Here is a 19177-nt window from a genome sequence, read left to right as displayed (position 1 = left end):
AGCGCCTTGAGACGCTGCCGGTAACGGGGGCTTATAGCCCCAGAGCAAGCCACCCGTTTAACGGGTGGTTTTTGACTTGTTGTGATTTTGCCTTGGGACTCCAGCTGACTCATCGACGCATAGTGAGGGTCCTCGGCGGAGCTAACTTGGACGTTTCGCTACGCTCACCGCCAAGTGGATCTCCACCTGCGGCTTTCCGTAAGCAATAAATTGCTAACGGAAATCTCACTATGCGTCGATGGCCAGCTTCCGTCCCAAGGCAAAATCACGGCAACGTGATCAAAGGGGAATGCTCGATACGATTTCAGATCGGCCGGCACTGAAATCAACTAAAATTTAGCGTGATCAATTATTTTTCTCAACTTGATTGACAATTTGTCATCGGCTGCCATTTAGAAGGTATGCCAGTTGTTGCATAATGACGCACCGGTTGTGTGACTTTAAACAATGCTTCACAAGGATTACACTAATCTAAAGGAGTTGATGTTGATGAAGTTCGTTGCATTGACGGCGACGCGAGATCCAAAAGCGTTTGACCGTCAACTTTTATCAGCTTTACACCGCAAGCACCAAAGCTTGCAAGTCGTGACTATCGCGGCACAAGCGCCGCTGCTTGATGCCGCTGCAAAGCAAGCCGTCGATGACGCTGACGGGTTGGTAATCGCCACGGCAGAACATGAGCCAGCGCAAACTGAAACTATGCTCAACGCTATTCAAAGCTTGACGCAAGATCAGCCGCGCTTGGCGCAAAAGCCAGTGGTAATCTTTAGTACCAGCTTTGCGGTGCAAGGGCAACATGCGAGTTTGAATACCATTGCGCAAGCCATGGATGCCCATGGCGTTAAAGCTAAGGTGATCGCCAAAGTGCCGCTTGATGATATTCAACATCAATTTGCCAACGGCGTTTTGGCCGATGATGCGCAAACGCAAGTCCACAAGGCCATGGCCCAATTAAAATCAGAGATTTCTAAACAGGAGGATCCGTCTATGTCTCAACCAAAAATTGCCTGGGATGCCACTTATGATGTTATTGTCTTAGGTTTCGGTGGTGCCGGCGCCACAGCTGCGCGCTTTGCTGCTGATGCCGGGGCCAAAGTCTTGTTAGTCGATGCCGCGCCACTTGGCCATGAAGGTGGCAATACCCGTTATGCTGGCCAAATCGTCGGCTCTGCTGCAGACTTTGATGAAATGAAGACCTACTACAAGCGCCTGCAATACCCATTGGCGCTTGATGAAGACATGATCGATACTTATGTCGACGGCATGGTGGGGATGAGTGACTATTTCCAAAAGTATTTGGAAATCGAAAAGCCATTTTCTGTCCGTCGCGATTGGCATCATGAAAAACCAGATCTGGTATCGATGTTACCTGAATATCCAGAATATGCAGGTGGCGACAGCTACGACGTTTTGTTAGTTCATGATGGGACTTTTGATTCCGCCTTTTGGAAGACGTTACGTGATCAAGTCACCAAGCGCTCTGACAAAATCGACGTTTGGTTCAAAGCGCCTGCTAAACATTTGATCCAAGATCCGTCCACCAAAGCGGTGATCGGGGCGCAAATCGAACGCGAATCCGTGCTGTTGAACATTCGCGCCAACAATGGGGTCGTTTTGGCCACTGGTGGGTTTGAAAATAATCAACAAATGATTCAAGACTACTTAGGTGCAGAATCGTTGCAGCCATTAGGTTCTGTGTACAACAAAGGCGATGGCGTGCTGTTAGGCCAAGAAGTTGGCGCTGATTTGTGGCATATGCACAATTACGAATCTCTCGGGTTGACCATTCGCAAGCCTCAAGGGACTCGTTCCAAGATCTTGTTTGCATGGACGGCGATGGCAGCAGGTTCCGCCTTTGTCATCGGGGACGACGGCACGCGTTATATGAATGAAACGCAAGCTAACCGTCACGGTCACTTGTATGATCACGGCACTTGGCGGATCCCAACGAACAACGTGCATCCTTATTTGATTTTTGATGCGGCGAAGTACGCTGAATTTGCAGCGCAAAAGCCTGAATGGCTCGATGGCCTCGCGCATGCGGATAATTTGGCAGATTTGGCAGACATTTTACATGTGCCTGCTGAAAACTTGGAAAAGACCCGCGCCCGCTTTGATCAATTTGCCAATAACGGTGAAGATCAAGCCTTTGATCGCGAGGCTTCAACGATGACTGCTTTAGGCGACGGCCCATATTACGCGTTGGCCCTTCGTCAAAGCATGTTGAACACTCAAGGCGGCCCACGTCGCAACGTCCGGACTGAAGTGCTCGACACCACTGGCAACCCAATTCCGCATTTGTATTCTGCTGGTGAACTCGGTGGCATTTCCGCTAACCAATATCAAGGCGGGAATAACCTTGCTGAATGCTTGATCTTTGGGAAAATCGCCGGCATGAACGCCGCACGTCCCAAAGCTGATACTCCAGCTGGCACCACTGATGCCACTAGCGGTGCCAGCGCTCACCAACAAACCACTTCCTTAGGTTCAGACCTCGCGGCAACGCCTAAGACTTACACCACCGGCGAAAACCAATACATCGGTCGTTCCACCGCTGGTATGGGCAATGAAATCGTGGTTCGCGTGACTTACGCGGCAGGCAAAATCGAAAACATCGAAGTCTTGCAACAAAACGAATCAGGTGACTTCGGGTTGAAGGCCATTCAACAATTACCTGATGAAATGGTCAAAGCCAACTCCACTGATGTCGATGCCGTGTCTGGTGCCAGTGTTTCCAGCAAAGCGTTGAAAGAAGCTGTGCAAGATGCGTTGAAACAAGCGCAAAAGTAAACCGAATTTTCTGAAAGTCTGACGATTTTTCGTCAGGCTTTTTTGTCATCATTTTGTCAAAAATGGTTTGCCGACTTTTTGCGTAATCTATATAAGACGGGTAAAATGGATAAGACAGAAATGGAGGCAGTTCGATGAACGCGCAGGCACTGACGATTTTACAAGAAAAATTCGGCTATCCCGCTTTTCGTCCGGGGCAAAACTTAGCCATCACCCAGATCTTAAACGGGGAAAACACGTTAGTCGTCATGCCGACTGGCGGCGGGAAGTCGTTGTGCTACCAGATCCCAGCATTGGTGTTGCCAGGGTTGACGTTGGTGGTGTCGCCTTTGATCGCATTGATGAAAGACCAAGTCGATGCCTTACATGAAAACGGCATCGATGCAACTTACATCAACTCCAGCTTGACCTATCAAGAAGCGGAGAATCGCCTGACGTTGGCTGCGCAAGGTGCTGTGAAAATGTTATACGTCGCGCCTGAACGGTTGGATCAACCACAATTTCAAGCAGAACTTGCTGGCCTCAACATTTCCTTGCTGGCAGTTGACGAAGCCCACTGTATTTCCCAATGGGGCCACGACTTTCGCCCCAGTTATTTGAACTTGCAACAAGTCGCCGAGCAGCTGCCAAGTCATCCGACGATCGTTGCGTTAACGGCCACTGCCACCACCCGCGTCGCTGAAGATATTTGTGATCGCCTCGACATTGATCACCACAACATGGTCAACACTGGTTTTGCGCGGGAAAACCTCGCCTTCAACGTGGTGCGCGATCAAGATAAAGATGTTTATTTGACTGAATATTTGAAGCTCAATCACGATCAATCTGGGATCATTTATGCCTCCACCCGCAAAGAAGTGGAGCGGCTGTACAACTTCCTTGATCACAAACATTTATCAGTGACCAAATATCACGCCGGTTTATCAGAAACTGAACGCGCCCAAAATCAAGAAGACTTCCTTTATGATCGCAAGTTGATCATGATCGCCACCAATGCGTTTGGCATGGGGATCGACAAATCAAACGTCCGCTTTGTGATCCATGACCAAGTGCCAGGGGACTTGGAATCTTATTATCAAGAAGCTGGGCGTGCAGGGCGTGACGGTTTGCCAAGTGAAGCAATTTTGTTGTTTGCGCCACAAGATCTGCAGATCCGCCATTTCTTTATCGATCAATCTGATGGCGACGAAGAATATAAGCAACATCAATATATGAAACTGCAAACCATGCAGCAATACGGTAACACCGGCGATTGTTTGCAACAGTTCATTTTGCGGTATTTCGGTGAAAAGTCCGCGCCATGTGGCCGCTGTTCGAATTGTTTAGATGAACGTGAACTCGTCGATGTCACCGTCGACGCGCAAAAAGTGTTATCGTGTGTCGTGCGGTTGCATTCCCGCTTTGGCAAAGGCGTTGTGGCGCAAGTATTAGGCGGTGCCAATAACGCTCGCATTCGTGAATTACATTTATCAGACTTATCGACTTACGGCTTAATGGCTGCCCAAACGCAAAAAGAGATCACCGGCTTCATCGATTTTCTTGTCGCCAGTGGGTTGCTGGCAGCAAACGGAGGGCAATATCCCACCATCGGCTTGACGGCTAGTGGCGTTGCTGTGCTGAAAGGCCAACAAAAAGTCCAACGGAAAATGGCAGCTAAAGCTAAAGCGACGCTGGCCGTTGATGATGACTTGTTCCAACAACTTCGCAACTTGCGGCGTGAACTGGCCGAAGACTCAGGGGTGCCGCCATATGTTATTTTCTCTGATCAAACCCTTAAACAACTCGCTGCTGAAAAGCCGCAAGATCGCTTAGGCATGTTGAAGATCAAAGGGATCGGCGAACACAAATTAGATAAATACGGCAAACAGTTCCTTGAAGTGTTGCAAGAAGCTTAACGCCAAAGTCCGATGTCGTTTAAAGACGATGTAGACGATCATGCCTGACCGAGAAAATCTGTGAGTTCCGTAGCGACGTCGACCCACCGGAACTCACAGATTTTCGTGCCGTTAGGCGGGTTGGGGCTTTATGTCAGGTTTAATATTAGGTATGATGAACATAACTAGGTCTTGGAAGGAGTCGGAGATGCAACTGTATAATACTTTGACGCGGCGCAAAGAGGAATTCAAACCATTAGTGCCAGGTGAGGTCCACATGTATGTGTGTGGTCCGACTGTTTATAACTACATTCATATTGGCAATGCCCGCTCAGCGATCGCCTTTGATACGATCCGGCGTTATTTTGAATACCGCGGCTACAAAGTCACGTACATTTCGAATTTCACCGACGTCGATGACAAGATCATTAATGCGGCACATGAGGCAGGCGTTGAACCGCTTGATTTGGCGCAACATTTTATCGATGCCTTCATGGAAGACACCAAAGCAGTGGGCATTGAACCTGCGACCGCGCACCCACGCGCTAGTGAAATGATCCCAGAGATCATCGACTTTATTCAAGTGTTGATGGACAAAGGTTTCGCTTACGCGGTTGACGGTGACGTGTACTTCCGTGTGCGCAAGTCCCCACATTATGGGCAACTCGCCAACAAAAATATCGATGAATTGGAACTTGGGGCGAGTCAACATACCGCAACTGAAGAAACGGCTCGCAAAGAAGATCCTGTCGACTTCGCCTTGTGGAAAGGCGCTAAGCCTGGTGAGATCTCTTGGCAATCGCCTTGGGGTGAAGGCCGGCCTGGTTGGCATATCGAATGTTCTGTGATGGCGACGAATATGCTCGGCGACACCATCGACATTCATGCCGGCGGCCAAGATCTGGAATTCCCACATCACACCAATGAAATCGCGCAATCTGAAGCGAAGACTGGCAAAAAGTTTGCTAACTACTGGATGCACAACGGTTTTGTGACCATCGGCGACGATGATGCCAAAATGTCGAAATCGTTAGGCAACTTCATCACTGTGCATGACATTGTCAAAACTGTTGACCCAATGGTGTTGCGCTTTTTGATGGCTGGGACCCAGTATCGCCGGCCGATTCGCTATTCTGAAGCGGGTTTACAAGAGGCAGCGACGAATCTCGAAAAGTTGCATAACGCCGACACCAACGTCGAATTCCGTCAAGCCGACGCACCAGCAGGCGCAGATGAACAAATCACTAAGCAAATCGCTGTCTTGACCGACGCCTTCACCACTGCGATGGATGATGACTTCAACGTGCAAAATGGTTTAGCCGTCGTTTACGACCTCGCGAAGTTGATGAATGAATATGCCGCAACCGACGCGCCAAAAGCTGATAGCTTGGCGTTATTGCGAGAGACCTTGGCCACATGGCTTCAGATCTTTGGGGTGCATTTTGAAGCAGCAGGGTTGCTCGATGCTGACGTCGATGCGAAAATCGCAGCGCGCGACGCTGCCCGCGCCAATAAAGACTTTGCCACGAGTGATGCGATCCGCGACGAATTGCAAAGCCAAGGGATCATTTTAGAAGATACTCCACAAGGAACGAGGTGGCGCCGCAAATGAGTGAATTACAACTAAACGGCATCGCCTTGGCTTACTTAGGGGATGCGGTGTACGAAGTGTATGTGCGCGAGCATTTGCTTTCGCGCGGCTTTGTGCGGCCGAATCAACTGCAACGGGCAGCGACGAATTTCGTTTCTGCCAAAGCTCAAGCGGCTTGTATCGACGGCATGGAGAAACAAGAACTTTTATCTGAAACAGAATGGGAATATTTTAAACGCGGACGTAATGCCAAATCATACACCCACGCCAAACATACTGATGTGGTGACGTATCGGATCTCAACAGGCTTTGAAGCGTTGTTCGGGTATTTGAAACTCACCAAGCAAAACGATCGCATCGATCAATTGGCGCAGTGGTGTATTGATTATGTCGAATCAGGAGGAACTGGCCATGGCCAAATCACAACAACCAAATAAACGTAAATTTCATCGCGACCCCAAACAAAAGGCTGAACGCGATGAACGTTTAGCCCGGGCCCGCCGCGACGATCGCCGGTCGAAACCGGAAGTCGAACCGCAAGAACCTACTGACAATGAATTCACTTTCGGTCGGCATGCCGTCGAAGAAGCTTTAAAAGTCGGCTCTGCGACTAACATCAACAAATTATTCGTCCAAACGGATATGAAGTCTGATCAAGTGCATGCCATCGTTAAAGCTGCGCAAAACAAAAAGATCTTAGTCTCTCAAGTGCCTAAGTCCAAGCTCGATTTAATGTCTGATGGCGGCAATCACCAAGGTGTGTTGTTGGCGATGAGTCCATATGACTATGCCACCATCGATGACTTGTTTGCCCATGCAGAAGGCCATGATCCTTTCTTTATCATTTTAGATAACTTGGAAGATCCGCATAACTTAGGGTCCATCATGCGGACTGCTGATGCGATCGGCGTTGACGGTATCATCATTCCTAAACACCGCGCTGTCGGCTTAACGTCAACGGTTGCGAAGGTTTCCACTGGTGCCATTGAACATGTCCCAGTCGCTCGCGTCACCAACCTCGCCAATACCATCAAAACCCTTAAAGAGAAAAACGTGTGGATCTTTGGGACAGCCATGGATGGTCAAGATTTCCGGAAGTGGGATGCGCATGGTGCCATCGCCTTAGTGATCGGCAATGAAGGCAAAGGCATTTCCCCAGGTGTGGCCAAGTTAATGGATCAAACCTTGACCATTCCGATGGTCGGCCATGTGCAAAGCTTGAACGCTTCAGTTGCCGCTGGCATTTTGATGTATCAAGCGTTCACTAACCGAGGTCTGTAACATGCGCCGGCACATCTTGATCGTGGATGCGTACAATGTCATCGGCAATTGGCCGCAGTTGGCAAAGCTGAAAGCCGAAGACAAACTCGATGCTGCCCGCGATTTATTATTGCAAGTTTTAGCCGAGTACCGCGCTCATGAAAATGCAGAGATCATCGTGGTATTTGACGCGATGTATGTGCCAGGCATTGGTCAGAAATACGATCAATGGGACATGCAGATCGTGTGGACTGATGAAGAGCAAACTGCAGATTCATACATTGAAGCCTTAGCTGATCGCAACAACAGTCCCTTAGTGCAACTAACTGTGGTCACCAGCGATCAAGCAGAACAATGGACGGTATTTTCTCGCGGTGCTTTAAGGATCTCATCGCATGACTTCTTAGGTTACGTCCGTCGCTCACATAAAGAATTCACCAGTTCTGCAGATCCTTTCATCACTCGAGAGAAACGTCGCAATGTCCCTTGGGATGATGCGCAAACGCAAGAGCTTGATGCTTTGCGTCGTAAGCTTGAAGAAGGCGACGATTGAACCATTGAGATTTAGACAAACGGTCTAAATCTCTTTTTTTGTATTTAGCGTTGACAAATGTAGATGATGGCGATATATTATATGTGTAAGTTACAGATGTAGATTTTAGGAGGCGAACCTATGGCAACCATTGAAATGTCCCCAGCAGAATGGGAAGTGATGCGGGTGATCTGGACCAAGACCCAAGCAGACACCAACACCATTATCACTGCCATGCAAGCCAAGCGCGACTGGGCACAATCCACGATTAAAACCTTGTTGCGGCGCTTAGTTGAAAAACAAGCGTTGACCACAACGAAGGTGGGCCGGCAATTCATGTATCATCCAGAAATTTCAGAACAACACGCAATGAAACAATCTGCGGATACCTTGTTTGATAGTTTGTGTGACATGAAAAAAGGAGCGATCCTCACTGACTTGCTTCAAAGCAGCCCGCTGAGTCGCTCAGATATCCAAAAAATGCAAGCCGTCCTCGCTGAAAAAGCAAAAACCGCGCCAGAACAAGTCGCCTGTAATTGTTTAGCCGATAACTGTGAATGTGAAAAGGAAGTGCAATCATGAGTCAATTGATCGTTTTGATCGTCGGCATCGCGTTGATCGGGTTTATTATTTGGTGGTTCTTCGGCAAACATGCTGTCGCCACTGAATCCGCCGTGGTGCAAGATCAACAACAAACTGTCGATGTGTTAGTCAAAGGTGGGTATTCACCAGAGCGCGTCGTGTTAAAAGCCGGCGTCCCAGCAGTCTTGAACTTTACTCGAACTGATCCGTCGAGTTGTTTGGATCGCGTGGTGTTCTCAGATTTTGGGATCAACCAAGCCTTACCTAAAGGTGAAACGCAAGCGATCAAAATCGACACGTCAAAACCTGGCACTTACACTTGGGCTTGTGGGATGGATATGTTTCACGGCCAATTAGTCATCGAATAAGGAGAACAATCATGAAAGAAATTCAAAACATCAACATCACCGTTGCCGGTGGCTATGAACCAGAAACTGTGACAGTCAAACAAGGCGTTCCAACCACATTGACCTTTACCCGCACCAATACCCAAGGTTGTTTAGACGTGGTGCATTCCAAAGATTTCAATTTTGAAACCGAGCTGCCGATCGATCAGCCGCAAACTGTTGATATCGACACCTCTAAAGCTGGGACGTTCACTTATAGTTGTGGGATGGATATGTTCTTTGGGCATGTGGAGGTGAAGTAATGTCAATTACCAGCCGCTTTTGGGTATCGCTGATCTTTAGCTTGCCCATGGTATTGGAAATGATCTTCCACCCACTGTTCGGCTGGATGTTACCTGGTGGCCAGTGGACGATGTTGATCCTCACCAGCATCGTGATGGTGATCTCAGCGGTACCGTTTTGGCAAAGTGCATGGGCGTCATTTACTAAACATCATGCCAATATGGATACCTTGGTGGCGATTGGGACCGCCACAGCGTACTTCTATAGTATTTACGCCATGGCCACTGGGCGTGAAGTCTTCTTTGAATCTGCGGCAGTGGTGACGACTTTCGTTTTGCTCGGTCAAGTCTTTGAAGAGCGGATGCGCAACAACGCGTCTAACGCCGTTGCCAAGCTGGTCGACTTGCAAGCCAAAGACGCTGAAGTCATGCGTGATGGCGCTTGGGTGCGCCTGCCATTGTCTGAAGTCGTCGTTGGCGATCAACTGCGCGTCCGTCCAGGGGAAAAAATCGCCGTTGATGGTGTGATCGTTGACGGACAATCGACAATCGACGAATCGATGGTCACTGGTGAAAGTATGCCAGTCGAGAAAAAAGCCGGGGACTCAGTGATCGGTGCCACCATTAATGGGACTGGTGCTGTCACTTACACCGCCAAAAAAGTCGGCGATGACACGATGCTTTCCCAAATCGTCGAAATGGTGAAAAAAGCGCAAAACTCTCATGCGCCGATCCAAAAGCTCACCGACAAAGTGTCTGATATCTTTGTGCCAGTGGTGTTGATCATTGCGATCTTAACGTTCATGGTGTGGTATGTGATCGTTGGCGCCTCTGTGGCTAATAGTTTGATCTTCGCCGTGTCTGTTGTCGTTATCGCTTGCCCTTGTGCGTTAGGCTTAGCCACCCCAACTGCCTTAATGGTCGGCACTGGTCGTTCAGCGAAAATGGGCATTTTGATCAAAAATGGGGAAGTGCTTGAAGCCGTCAACGATGTGAAAACTGTCGTCTTTGATAAAACTGGGACGATCACCAACGGCAAGCCGATCGTCACTGACGTCATCGGCGAACGCGCCACAGTGTTGGCAACCGCTGCCGCCCTTGAAGCGACCTCTGAACACCCACTTGCAACTGCGGTGTCTGCCCAAGCAAAAACTGATGGCTTGACGATCGCAACAGTCTCAGACTTTAAAGCCGTCGAAGGCAAAGGGGTCACGGCGTTAGTAGATGGCAAGCAGGCTTTTGTCGGCAATGATAAACTCGCTGCCGACAGTGTGTTGCCTGATAACTTGAAAGCGCAAGTCGCAGCGCTTCAAGATCAAGCCAAAACGGTTGTTTATGTTGGCGTTGAAGATCAAGTGATCGGTTTGATCGCCATTCAAGATGCGCCAAAGCCGAGCTCCAAAGCTGCGATTGCTGCCTTGCATGCTCGCGGCTTGAAGACGGTGATGTTGACCGGTGATAATGTGCGTGTTGCCAAAGCAATCGCCAAGCAAGTCGGGATCGATGAAGTGATCGCCGATGTGTTGCCAGGCGACAAAGCCGATCACGTGCAGGCACTGCAAAAAGACGGTGCCGTCGCGTTTGTTGGGGATGGCATCAATGATGCGCCGGCCTTGACTGTCGCTGATGTCGGCATTGCGATGGGTTCTGGAACTGATATTGCCATTGAAGCTGGTGGCATTGTCTTAGTTAAAAACGATTTAATGGATGTCGATCGCGCACTCGCCTTGAGTAAAAAGACCTTCAATCGTATCAAGTTGAATCTGTTTTGGGCCTTTGTTTACAACGTGTTAGGTATTCCAGTGGCGGCTGGGTTGTTTTATGCGATTGGGTTGACATTGAGTCCTGAGTTTGCAGGGCTGGCGATGGCGTTGTCCAGTTTGTCAGTGGTCACAAGCTCTGTATTATTGAACCGTGTGAAAATCGAAACCAAAGCTGCGGCTGCATAAACAAAAATCTGTCGAAAAATGTTTTCGGCAGATTTTTTGCGTTTATAAGTCGACGCCACCATCAATCGCTAGAATTTGTCCGGTGATAAATTGGTTGTGCATCAAATATAAATACCCACTCGCGACTTCTTCAATTGTGGCAGTGCGACCAAGGGGAACGCTTTTTGCGAAAGCTTGGGCTTGTTGAGCCAGTTGTTGTTCCGAAAGTCCGCGCCATAATCCAGTTTGCGTCCATGTTGGGGAGACGGCATTCACACGAACACGTGGCGCAAGTTCGACAGCCAATCCTTTCACCATAGTGTTGATGGCTTGATTGCCAATGATCGCGCCACTGGCATCTTGGGGATGACCACCAGAACCCGAGGTGAAAGTCATACTTTGCGTGATGTGACCGACGGCTGCGCGTGCCAACGTCAGGTTCGCAAAGAACTTATCTTCGATAGTTTTGCGGATCAACGCGATGTCGCTATCTAAGAAGCCACCACCCATTGCACCGCCAAGCGTTGAAACCAAGTGATCGTAATCGTCGTGACGATCAAAATAGTCATCTAGCGCTTCAGGATCGCTCGCATCAAGTGAGGAACCGGCGATCCCAGGATGTGTCATTAAAAATTTATGCAGGCGAATGGCGTCATGGCCGATGACATGCACATGAGCGCCAGCTTTCAAGGCTGAGTTTGCGACTGAAGCGCCAAAGCCTGAGGTGCCGCCGATAATTAAGATCCGTTGATTTTTGAAAGCCATAATAGTCAACTCCTATTCACCGCTATTATGCGCAGAAATTACCTCACAACGCAAAAAAGCCTCGAATCATGACGATTCGAGACTTCACGAAAATTACTTCACGCCATCAAACTTGATGAAGGAGTTCTTGGCTAAGGCGTTGAGATCAGTGTCTTTGTTGACGATGCCGAGTTTTTGCAGATCAGTCCCAGCTTGAACAAAGGCTTTGGTCCCGCCGTTATAAGAGGCTTTCCAGTTGTAGGTGGCCATGGCTTCCATGTTCACAGACGCTTTGCCGGCAACATATTTCTTGGCGATGGCAATTTTTGCAGTTTCACCTTGGTGGTTCTTGACCCACTTTGTTGCTTCTTGCATTGCTAAAGTGTACTTACGCGCAACTTCTGGATGTTCTTTAGCAAGTTTGTCAGAAACAAAGGCAACACAGCAATATTCGGTGTTGAATGGGGCAGTTTTAGCAGAACTTGCTAACACGTTAAAGCCGTATTGCTTAACGGCGATTTGGACATCAGGATCTTCAATGGCGATCGCATCCACTTGACCTTTTGCCAAAGCAATTGATAATTCAGATGCATCATATTGCACGAATTGCACTTTAGACGTGTTGGAGTTGACGTCAACGCCGTTATCGCCTAACCAACGCTTGGTGAAAGTGGCTTCAGTGCCGGCAACAGTGGAAACCCCAATTTTCTTGCCGACGAAATCTTTAGCAGATTTGATGGTCGAGCCTTTAGCCGTCAGTAAGCTGACACAGCCAGTATGTAAACCAGTGGTGATCTTCAATTGTGCGCCGTTGGCTAATGGTTGAATGATCGAGCCTAACAAGGTGTTAGAAGCATCGACTTTACCAGAAGTGACGGTTTCAACCGCAGAAGAATCAGCGGAAGTTTTGACGATTTTGTATTTCAACCCGACTTTTTTGAAAAAGCCTTTTGCTTGGGCGATTTGTTGTGGGGCACCACAGACACCGCCAGCTTCGCCGAGCTTTAAAACATAGTTATCGTCTTTTTTGTTGTTGGTGATCGCAGTGGTTTGGGTTTTGCTACTAGATGCGGACTTTTTGTTTTGATTAACGAACACCACAGCGAGTAAAATCGCGAGCACTGCGACCACTGCCACGGCGATCCACGCCGTTTTCTTGTTGTTTTGCTTTTTCATTACTTGACACTCCTCGTTGGCAATTACGCCTTAAAATTTAAGATCCCCAAGACTTTTTCTTTTAATGCAATGAATTCTGGACTGTTGCGATCGCGCGGATGTGGTAAGTTCACTGGCACGATCTCTTTTAAAATTGCTGGCCGAGGCGTCATGGTGAACACGCGATCAGCGAGGTACACGGCTTCTTCCACATCATGAGTGACGATGACCATCGTCAATTTGCGCTTTTGCCAAATGTTGATCAGTTGATCATGTAGCCGCATACGCGTGAAAGCATCTAAGGCGCCGAAGGGTTCATCGAATAACAAGATCTTCGGGTAGTTGATCAACGCGCGAGCAATGGCGACGCGCTGCTGCATCCCCCCAGAGAGTTGCGATGGGTATTGCTCTTCAAAGCCGGTCAATCCGACTAAATCGATGAACTCTTGCACTTTGGCGTCAGTATCTTTTTGATGGTCGAGCTTTAACCCAAAACGGACATTTTCTGCGATGGTCAACCATGGATAAAGCGTCGCATCTTGAAACACAAGGCCGCGTTCGCGACTGGGGCCGGCGATTTGGTTGCCGTCGACGATCACCGTGCCTTCAGTGGGGACATCAAGGCCAGCAAGGATGCGCAATAGCGTCGATTTCCCGCAACCAGAAGGCCCGATCAACGCGACGAATTCGCCTGGGTGAATGGTCGCGGAGACATGGTGGATCGCTTCTGTGGTTTTGGCCCCGAGGCCATCGGCAGGGTAAATTTTTTGCACATCATTGATTTGAATTTCGCCTAATGTTTCTACCATTGGATGATTCCTTTCTGCCAGCGAAGGAAGTGATCGCGGATCTTAAAGAAGATCGTGATCAACAAGCTGAAGCTGACGGCGATGACTAACAAGCCGGCGTAGACGTTAGCGTAACCCATGATTTGACGCTGCCAGTTGATGTACCAGCCGATGCCATATTTCACACCGATCATTTCGGCAGTCATCAAGGTGATAAACGATGAGCAAATGCCGTTGAAAATCCCGACGAAAATGTCTGGCAAAGCGCCTGGAATGGCAACGCGGAAGATCTTTTGGGCGTCGCTTGCGCCCATGGTGTCGGCAACTTCAAAGAATTCTTTTTTGACATTGATAATGCCGGAGTTCGTTAAAATCGTGATCGGAAACCAGGTGGATAACGCGATCAAAAACACTGAGGCTTGAAAGCTGGTGGCAAATGCCGACAATGCCACTGGAATAAAAGCAGTGGAAGGAATGGGGCCAAAGAGTTTGACCACTGGCGACAACCAGTAACTCCAATTGGCATACCAGCCGATCAACACGCCGGTGATCAACCCAGTGGTGATGCCAAACGCCAGTCCTGTCAGCAATAACCTCGTGGAGTAGCCTAAGCACTTTAACAAGAAGGCCCAGTCTTTGACAATGACATTGAGGATCGATTCAGGGCTAGGGAAAAATAGCGGATTGATCAAGGCGAATTTTAACGTGACCAGATTATACAGCCCTAAAACTAAGAACACCCCGCCGATAAAATAGCTTTTATACACGAAGCCTTGTGCTTTGCCAGTGAATAAATGATACAAAGCCAAGGCAACAGTGATCACCAACGCCACGAGTAAGACGTCAGTGTACCAAGGCAGCGATTTCGCGGTGACGGCAGCGGCTTTTGGGAGGATCAGCTGCGCGATCAACGTCAGAAAAATCGCAGCAGGGGCAAAAAATGCGCGGATGGCTTCAATTTGTGGTGCTTCCTCTTCGGAGAGGTTGGATGTTTCTGTCATAAATACATTCCTTTCTTTGATCGTGAACATCAAAAACGCCCTTGACCTATTGCTAGGCCAAGGGCGACATGCGCGTTACCACCTTGGAGTTGTTTATTGCTCACACAATAAACCTCAACCGGTACAGCCGAAGCGATACCGTGACGTGGTAACGAGCGTCTGCCCGTCAGCGATTTACCAATGCTCACCGCTGAAACACTTAAGGACCATTTTCACTGTGATTGTTGTCCGCCTTGCACCAAATGGCGGCTCTCTGAGCAACATTGCGCGGTTACTTATCCTGTCGACGTGTTCGATCAAGTTATTGTTGTCTACAATAGTCGTCTGAATTGGTCCTGTCAACAGATTAGAGAAAAGATAACACAGAAAATTTCTCAGGCCTTTAAAATTAAAATAAAATGAGGGTCCGAAACTGAAAAAATAACACGCACGCAATTTGATCAGCCACAATTTCACAAAACGGTCCCGTTAAATCAACAAAATTTAACGACATCTATGGAAGCAATCGAATGGTACATCATTCATTTGTAAAAAAGATTAACTTTTTCTGAAATTAGGGTTGACACTTTCTCCTCGTTCCCACATAATAACGTCATTCAAATAATTCGGTGTCGATGAGAAGAGTACGGCAGGCGATCGTTTCAAGAGAAAGGCTATTTGGTGAGAGGCCTAACGATCAAATACCCGAAGATGAGCTCAGAGCTGGTTGCAAGTTCACGCTTGCAAACCGTTGGCAAGCGTTACTTTGCCGGGTATGCGAAAGCGTACCGTTGAGGCGTAGATCTTTTGCGCGAATTAGGGTGGTAACACGCAGATGCGTCCCTCACTTCATAGCGAAGTGGGGGACGTTTTTGTTTGCCCAGTATTTTTCATCGACACCAGAAAGGGGCCTGACTATGGCAATCAAACGAATGTGCCTGGCGAATGTTGTAACTGTCACTCGCCATTGAAAGGAATTTATTTATGACTCAAAACTTAACCATCATCGCAATTTTAATTGTCGCTGCTATTATCCTCGGTGTGATCGCTTATCTCCATCGTAAAGGCACTAGCTTCACCAAATTAGTCTTCGGCTCCTTAGTTGTTGGGGTGATCTTCGGCCTGGGGATCCAATTGATTTGGGGCAATACCTCTAATATCACCACGCAAACTATCAACTGGTTGAGCATTGTTGGCTCCGGTTATGTCGCTTTGCTACAAACCTTGATCACACCATTAGTGGCCGTGTCATTGATCGGTGCATTCACTAGATTGACTGATGTCGCTAACCTCCGAAAAATCGGCGTCACTGTGTTGGCAACTCTTTTGATCACCACTGCGATTGCCGCCTTGCTTGGGGTATTATCAGTCTTTGCTTTCCATTTGCAAGGTGCACACTTTGTTGCTGGCACCAGCGCTGATGCTGCTAACCTCGCCGCGATCAAAGAACATCAATCCGTATTAAAAGGGGTCACGTTACCACAACAAATCATCAGCTTCTTCCCAACAAACATTTTTGCCGACCTTGCCGGCACCCGCGCCACTTCAACCATCGCCGTCGTGATTTTCTCGGCTGTCACTGGGATCGCTTATCTTGGATTACGGAAAACTGAACCAGAAATTGCCGCTCAAGTGGCCAAAGGCATCAACGTATTAGACCGTTTGGTACACGGTATCATCAAGTTAGTCTTAGCGCTGACACCTTATGGGATCTTTGCTTTGATCACTAAAGCTGCTGCCACTGATTCGATCGCATCCATTGCCCAACTCGGGGTCTTCATCATTGCCGCATACGTTGCGTTGATCGCGGTATTGATCGTCCACACCTTGATCTTGCTTGCCAACCACGTCAACCCGATCCGCTACTACAAGAAAGTATGGCCTGCATTGATTTTCGCCTTCACCTCACGTACCAGTGCCGGGACGTTACCATTGAACTTGAAGATTCAAACTGAATCACTTGGGATCAATTCAGCAATTGCCAACTTTGCTGGCAGCTTCGGTTTAACTATCGGACAAAATGGTTGCGCCGGTGTCTATCCTGCGATGATCGCAACGATCATTGCGCCAACCGTTGGGATCAACGTTTTCACCCCTCAATTTATTTTAACGTTAGTCGCAGTGGTCACCATTGCATCATTTGGTTCTGCTGGCGTCGGCGGTGGCGCAACGTTCTCCACGCTGATGGTTTTAGGCACCTTAAACTTGCCAGTGGCGATCATGGCTGTCATCATTGCCATTGATCCGATCGTCGACATGGCCCGCACCGCAGTGAACGTCAACGACTCGATTTTAGCTGGTTTAATCGCAGCTAAAGCGACAGATAACCTCGATCGCAAAGTCTTAGATGATGACGATAATTTAGTCGCCAACACCTTATAAAATCAAAAAGAATTGCCAGTTCATCCTTCGTACTGGCAATTTTTTTGTGCAAACGATGTGCGGCTTTGTGAATGTGAATTTTATTTTTCATTTCGCTATACCAACTTGCCTCCGGCACGAAAATCTGTGGGCTCCGACGATTTGGCGTCATTACGGTGAATTGGACAAGTTGCCAGTGCAGCCGTCTGCAGAAATCTGCGCATGCCGCCAAAAAGCGGCGTCATACTTGATCTAGTCTGTCAGCTAAGCAAACCCAGGAATTCATTCCTGGGAAGAATTAGCGATTAGATAGGCAGTTTTTGTTTTTTTTAATTTGAAATTCGAACGTTTGTTTGCTATAATGGAATCATCAAATTCAAGGAGACTTCATTATGGCTGAGCCTTGGGTACAGGAAAAACGCAGTCGTTCCAAGACGCTTGCGTTCACCGAAAAGTTTAAAGTCACATTGTCATGCGAACAGATCGTCCAACACGAGCACGCTCTAGTGGTTCAAGATCAGTTATTTAATTATTCGTTGAATTATATGTACAAGACTTATGGCCGCAAGCATATCGACAGAAACATTCCGACTGGTATCGATCGACACAAGCTCATCAATCACATCATCAGGATGTTTCTCAATGAGAAGTACCAGCTTAATCGCTGGAGTCACAAAGTCCTGTCGTTATCTTCACACAATGCCCAACTATTCCTCCAAACCCTGATCATCAACTTCACTGAGTATCAGAAATTGTTACGCGCAGGCTTTAAGTGGTCGGATATAATCAAGTTTCAATTCAAGCAAAACATCATCAAAGACAAACACGGCAAGCACAAGAACCCGCATCACAACAGTTGGTACAAACGTGGACACCTCCGCTTTAATTTGAAATCAAGAACGAGATCGATTGAGATTCAAAAGAATACGCCGATTCAAGTGCTTTCAGCGCACGTGATCAAAGTTCCTAACTTTGGGATTCTACATTTACACAAGAATGCGAAGGAATATGACTTCTCTGATGTCAAGATCATCAAGCTCAAGCGTAAAGGTGATGGCACTTATCAGTTTCAAATTGCGCATGTTCAACCGAAGGCTAAATCTAACGTTCAAGCAGAACCAGCGATCGGCATTGATTGGAACATGACCAACAACGTTGCCTATCATGATTCCAACAACAAGCAATATCGGTTGCCGCCAGATGTGATTGCCAAAGCAGACCATTACGAACGCCTAATCAAGAAATTCAAAAGCAAGCGCAGTCTCTTGCGTGGTAGTACCAAGAACCTCACTCAGAAGATTCAACGACTTTCTGCCAAGCGTGCACAATTGTTAAAAGAGGCCTACCGCAAACTTGCAATTGAATTGGTTGCCCCAATTAAAGTCTTAGTGATGGAGAAACTCGGTGCCAAGGATATGCGCAAGTCCACAGGTAAAGCTAAAAATCGTAAGCTTGCTTTGTTAAAGCCGTACGAAGCTAAGCAAGTGATTCAAAATCGAGCGTTCAAGCAAGGCGTGACTGTAGTAGAAGTCGATGCCTACAAAACTAGTCAGGTGGAATATGGCACCGACGTCATCGACAAGCATCCATTATCTCAACGTGAATGGATCAGTCCAGTTACAGGTAAAGTGATTGACCGTGATCGCAACGCCGCTCAAAACATCTTGGAGTGGGGCTTACATCCAAGACGTCACATCAAGGTGAAACTCTTTTCTAAAGTTACTGTCGCTATGGTCAGTTCAATTATTTAGTCAGAAACTGTCATTAATTTAATTTATCTAGGGAGAACAGAACAACTTCCTTCGGCCAGCCATGAAATTAGGGATAAGCTGGTCGTAAAGTAAACGAAGACCTGAACACGAGCGTATACCGTTGACCTGCAGGTGGTAGCATTTGTGGCAAAACACGGTCGTTGTGGTTAGAGTTCGGGCTACCCTAATGGCCTTGTAGAGATCATGAGTACT

General features: G+C 47.9%; 16 protein-coding genes. 12 read left to right on the top strand and 4 right to left on the bottom strand.

The window, feature by feature from the left end; genetic code table 11:
• Positions 1 to 489: 489 nt before the first annotated feature.
• The 10 genes from EKM92_RS05045 (at position 490) to EKM92_RS05000 (ending at position 11206) form a co-directional block, all read left to right on the top strand.
• Entirely contained in the window at positions 490 to 2790 is a 2301-nt protein-coding gene (locus EKM92_RS05045; protein WP_164509903.1) for an FAD-dependent oxidoreductase, read from the top strand.
• Between the two features lie 134 nt (positions 2791 to 2924).
• Positions 2925 to 4685: a DNA helicase RecQ gene (gene recQ / locus EKM92_RS05040; RefSeq protein ID WP_125708515.1), complete on the top strand. Its 1761-nt coding sequence runs from the start codon at positions 2925 to 2927 to the stop codon at positions 4683 to 4685.
• A 187-nt stretch (positions 4686 to 4872) separates the two neighbouring features.
• Positions 4873 to 6276, top strand: a complete 1404-nt coding sequence (gene cysS, locus EKM92_RS05035) for a cysteine--tRNA ligase (RefSeq protein WP_125708513.1) — start codon at positions 4873 to 4875, stop codon at positions 6274 to 6276.
• A complete protein-coding gene (locus EKM92_RS05030; RefSeq protein WP_125708511.1) occupies positions 6273 to 6692 on the top strand; it encodes a Mini-ribonuclease 3 in 420 nt (139 codons plus the stop codon). The genes cysS and EKM92_RS05030 overlap by 4 nt, the downstream gene beginning before the upstream one ends.
• Complete coding sequence (gene rlmB / locus EKM92_RS05025) at positions 6667 to 7536, top strand: 23S rRNA (guanosine(2251)-2'-O)-methyltransferase RlmB (RefSeq protein ID WP_125708509.1); 870 nt, start codon at positions 6667 to 6669, stop codon at positions 7534 to 7536. The genes EKM92_RS05030 and rlmB overlap by 26 nt, the downstream gene beginning before the upstream one ends.
• Position 7537: 1 nt before the next feature.
• Complete coding sequence (locus EKM92_RS05020) at positions 7538 to 8068, top strand: NYN domain-containing protein (RefSeq protein ID WP_125708507.1); 531 nt, start codon at positions 7538 to 7540, stop codon at positions 8066 to 8068.
• A gap of 120 nt (positions 8069 to 8188) precedes the next feature.
• Entirely contained in the window at positions 8189 to 8629 is a 441-nt protein-coding gene (locus tag EKM92_RS05015; protein ID WP_125708505.1) for a CopY/TcrY family copper transport repressor, read from the top strand.
• Entirely contained in the window at positions 8626 to 8997 is a 372-nt protein-coding gene (locus EKM92_RS05010; RefSeq protein ID WP_191988945.1) for a cupredoxin domain-containing protein, read from the top strand. Before EKM92_RS05015 ends, EKM92_RS05010 begins: the two co-directional genes overlap by 4 nt.
• A gap of 11 nt (positions 8998 to 9008) precedes the next feature.
• Entirely contained in the window at positions 9009 to 9278 is a 270-nt protein-coding gene (locus tag EKM92_RS05005; RefSeq protein WP_125708501.1) for a cupredoxin domain-containing protein, read from the top strand.
• A complete protein-coding gene (locus EKM92_RS05000; RefSeq protein ID WP_125708499.1) occupies positions 9278 to 11206 on the top strand; it encodes a copper-translocating P-type ATPase in 1929 nt (642 codons plus the stop codon). Before EKM92_RS05005 ends, EKM92_RS05000 begins: the two co-directional genes overlap by 1 nt.
• Positions 11207 to 11248: 42 nt before the next feature.
• Here EKM92_RS05000 and EKM92_RS04995 read toward each other — a convergent pair whose 3' ends face one another.
• From EKM92_RS04995 to EKM92_RS04980, 4 genes are all read right to left on the bottom strand, one after another.
• Positions 11249 to 11950, bottom strand: coding sequence for an SDR family oxidoreductase (locus tag EKM92_RS04995; protein WP_125708497.1), 702 nt, complete (start codon positions 11948 to 11950; stop codon positions 11249 to 11251).
• A gap of 93 nt (positions 11951 to 12043) precedes the next feature.
• A complete protein-coding gene (locus EKM92_RS04990) occupies positions 12044 to 13105 on the bottom strand; it encodes an ABC transporter substrate-binding protein (RefSeq protein ID WP_125708495.1) in 1062 nt (353 codons plus the stop codon).
• 23 nt (positions 13106 to 13128) lie between these two features.
• Positions 13129 to 13893 (bottom strand): ABC transporter ATP-binding protein, encoded by a 765-nt coding sequence (locus EKM92_RS04985; protein ID WP_125708493.1) that lies wholly within the window; start codon positions 13891 to 13893, stop codon positions 13129 to 13131.
• The gene (locus tag EKM92_RS04980) at positions 13887 to 14873 is read right to left on the bottom strand and encodes an ABC transporter permease (RefSeq protein ID WP_125708491.1); all 987 of its coding nucleotides are present in this window, start codon (positions 14871 to 14873) and stop codon (positions 13887 to 13889) included. Before EKM92_RS04980 ends, EKM92_RS04985 begins: the two co-directional genes overlap by 7 nt.
• A 963-nt stretch (positions 14874 to 15836) precedes the next feature.
• Between EKM92_RS04980 and EKM92_RS04975 the strand changes: the two genes are divergently transcribed.
• On the top strand, positions 15837 to 17234 hold the full coding sequence (locus tag EKM92_RS04975) for an L-cystine transporter (RefSeq protein ID WP_125708489.1): 1398 nt from the start codon (positions 15837 to 15839) through the stop codon (positions 17232 to 17234).
• 371 nt (positions 17235 to 17605) lie between these two features.
• Positions 17606 to 18964, top strand: a complete 1359-nt coding sequence (locus EKM92_RS04970; protein WP_125708486.1) for an RNA-guided endonuclease InsQ/TnpB family protein — start codon at positions 17606 to 17608, stop codon at positions 18962 to 18964.
• The last annotated feature ends 213 nt before the right edge of the window (positions 18965 to 19177 follow it).

Origin of the sequence: Lacticaseibacillus porcinae (assembly GCF_003946305.1) — a bacterium.
Taxonomy (GTDB): Bacteria; Bacillota; Bacilli; order Lactobacillales; family Lactobacillaceae; genus Lacticaseibacillus; species Lacticaseibacillus porcinae.
The sequence above is the reverse complement of the archived record's forward strand: the minus strand, read 5'-3'. Positions and strand labels throughout refer to the sequence as shown.

What these genes read in the sequence shown, in the direction of transcription:
- EKM92_RS05045 (WP_164509903.1), top strand. Translation starts at nt 490, where the DNA reads ATGAAGTTCGTTGCATTGACGGCGACGCGAGATCCAAAAGCGTTTGAC.
- recQ (WP_125708515.1), top strand. Translation starts at nt 2,925, where the DNA reads ATGAACGCGCAGGCACTGACGATTTTACAAGAAAAATTCGGCTATCCC.
- cysS (WP_125708513.1), top strand. Translation starts at nt 4,873, where the DNA reads ATGCAACTGTATAATACTTTGACGCGGCGCAAAGAGGAATTCAAACCA.
- EKM92_RS05030 (WP_125708511.1), top strand. Translation starts at nt 6,273, where the DNA reads ATGAGTGAATTACAACTAAACGGCATCGCCTTGGCTTACTTAGGGGAT.
- rlmB (WP_125708509.1), top strand. Translation starts at nt 6,667, where the DNA reads ATGGCCAAATCACAACAACCAAATAAACGTAAATTTCATCGCGACCCC.
- EKM92_RS05020 (WP_125708507.1), top strand. Translation starts at nt 7,538, where the DNA reads ATGCGCCGGCACATCTTGATCGTGGATGCGTACAATGTCATCGGCAAT.
- EKM92_RS05015 (WP_125708505.1), top strand. Translation starts at nt 8,189, where the DNA reads ATGGCAACCATTGAAATGTCCCCAGCAGAATGGGAAGTGATGCGGGTG.
- EKM92_RS05010 (WP_191988945.1), top strand. Translation starts at nt 8,626, where the DNA reads ATGAGTCAATTGATCGTTTTGATCGTCGGCATCGCGTTGATCGGGTTT.
- EKM92_RS05005 (WP_125708501.1), top strand. Translation starts at nt 9,009, where the DNA reads ATGAAAGAAATTCAAAACATCAACATCACCGTTGCCGGTGGCTATGAA.
- EKM92_RS05000 (WP_125708499.1), top strand. Translation starts at nt 9,278, where the DNA reads ATGTCAATTACCAGCCGCTTTTGGGTATCGCTGATCTTTAGCTTGCCC.
- EKM92_RS04995 (WP_125708497.1), bottom strand. Translation starts at nt 11,950, where the DNA reads ATGGCTTTCAAAAATCAACGGATCTTAATTATCGGCGGCACCTCAGGC.
- EKM92_RS04990 (WP_125708495.1), bottom strand. Translation starts at nt 13,105, where the DNA reads ATGAAAAAGCAAAACAACAAGAAAACGGCGTGGATCGCCGTGGCAGTG.
- EKM92_RS04985 (WP_125708493.1), bottom strand. Translation starts at nt 13,893, where the DNA reads ATGGTAGAAACATTAGGCGAAATTCAAATCAATGATGTGCAAAAAATT.
- EKM92_RS04980 (WP_125708491.1), bottom strand. Translation starts at nt 14,873, where the DNA reads ATGACAGAAACATCCAACCTCTCCGAAGAGGAAGCACCACAAATTGAA.
- EKM92_RS04975 (WP_125708489.1), top strand. Translation starts at nt 15,837, where the DNA reads ATGACTCAAAACTTAACCATCATCGCAATTTTAATTGTCGCTGCTATT.
- EKM92_RS04970 (WP_125708486.1), top strand. Translation starts at nt 17,606, where the DNA reads ATGGCTGAGCCTTGGGTACAGGAAAAACGCAGTCGTTCCAAGACGCTT.